The sequence below is a fragment of the Achromobacter sp. 413638 genome (assembly GCF_043119405.1).
Taxonomy (GTDB): Bacteria; Pseudomonadota; Gammaproteobacteria; order Burkholderiales; family Burkholderiaceae_B; genus Achromobacter.
Window position 1 is genome coordinate 1 of sequence record NZ_JBICCO010000171.1, and the last position, 1202, is coordinate 1202.

The following is a 1202-nucleotide window of genomic DNA, read 5'->3' on the forward strand; positions in this document are numbered from 1 at the left end:
CGACGTCCCCCCGCTTTCAGTAGCGGTCGGCTTTGGAGTCCGGGGTTAGGATAACCGGGTTGGTCAAGGTCTTGGCATAAGCTTGGGGAGTCAGCCCGCCAAGGGCTTTCTTGGGTCGCTCTTCGTTGTATTCGCGGCGCCAGGTTTCGATAACGGTCCGCGCCTGCAGCAGGTTGGCGAACCAGTGTTCGTTCAGGCATTCGTCGCGGAAGCGACCGTTGAACGATTCGACGTAGGCGTTCTGGTTGGGCTTGCCCGGTTCGATCAGGCGCAGGTCCACGCCACGGGCGTGCGCCCACTCCAGCATCGCCTTGCCGCAGAACTCCTTGCCGTTGTCGGTGCGGATGACCCTGGGCAGGCCACGGCTCAACGCCAGCCGATCCAATACGCGCGTCAGTGCCTGCCCGGAGATCGCGCGCTCGACCTCGATGGCCACGGCCTCGTGGGTCGCGTCGTCGACGATGGTCAGGCACTTGATCACCCGCCCTTCGGCAGTCCGGTCGAACACGAAGTCCATTGACCAGACTTCGTTGGCCGCCGTCGGCCGCACCAGCGGCTGTCGTTCGCCGATCGGCACCTTCTTGCGCTTGCGGCGACGCACCTGCAGCTTCGCCTCCTGGTACAGCCGTTCAACGCGCTTGTAGTTCACCAGCAACCCCGCCTGCCTGAGCTTGAGATGGATCATTCCCACGCCGTAGCGCTTGTGCCGCTGCGCCAGGGCCAGGATCCGTTCCCGCAGCTCCCCGTTGCGATCGGGCCGCGGCTGGTAGCGATAGGCGCTGGCGCTCATCCGTACCACCGCCAGCGCCCGGCGCTCGCTCAAGCCCCGCTCCACCATCGACCGCACCAGCGCCCTGCGGGCCGGTGCGGTCACCACTTTTTTCGCAGGGCCTCGCGGGTCACCTCGTTCTCCAGGAGCGACTCCGCCAGCAGCTTCTTCAGCCGCGTGTTCTCCGTCTCCAGCTCACGCAGGCGCTTGGCATCGGCCACTCCCATCCCGCCGAACTTGTTGCGCCAAAGGTAATACGAGCCTTCGCTGAACCCGTGCCGCCGGCACAGCTCCTTGACCGCCATGCCCGCTTCGGCTTCACGCAGGAAGCCAATGATCTGTTCGTCCGAAAAACGCTTCTTCACGTCCAATCTCCTTGTGTCGAGGGATTGGACTCCAAATGACCGTGCTACTCAAAGGCGGGGGGACGTCG

1 protein-coding gene is annotated in these 1202 nt (G+C 64.6%); it reads right to left on the reverse strand.

Annotated features, from left to right (window positions below; genetic code table 11):
* Positions 1–16 precede the first annotated feature (16 nt).
* Positions 17–1074, reverse strand: a protein-coding gene (locus tag ACEU5R_RS31910) for an IS3 family transposase (RefSeq protein ID WP_392413913.1) whose coding sequence is annotated in 2 segments (ribosomal slippage) — positions 17–882 and positions 882–1074 — 1059 coding nt in all. Because the reading frame shifts where the segments join, the coding sequence is not laid out codon by codon here.
* Positions 1075–1202: the final 128 nt, after the last annotated feature.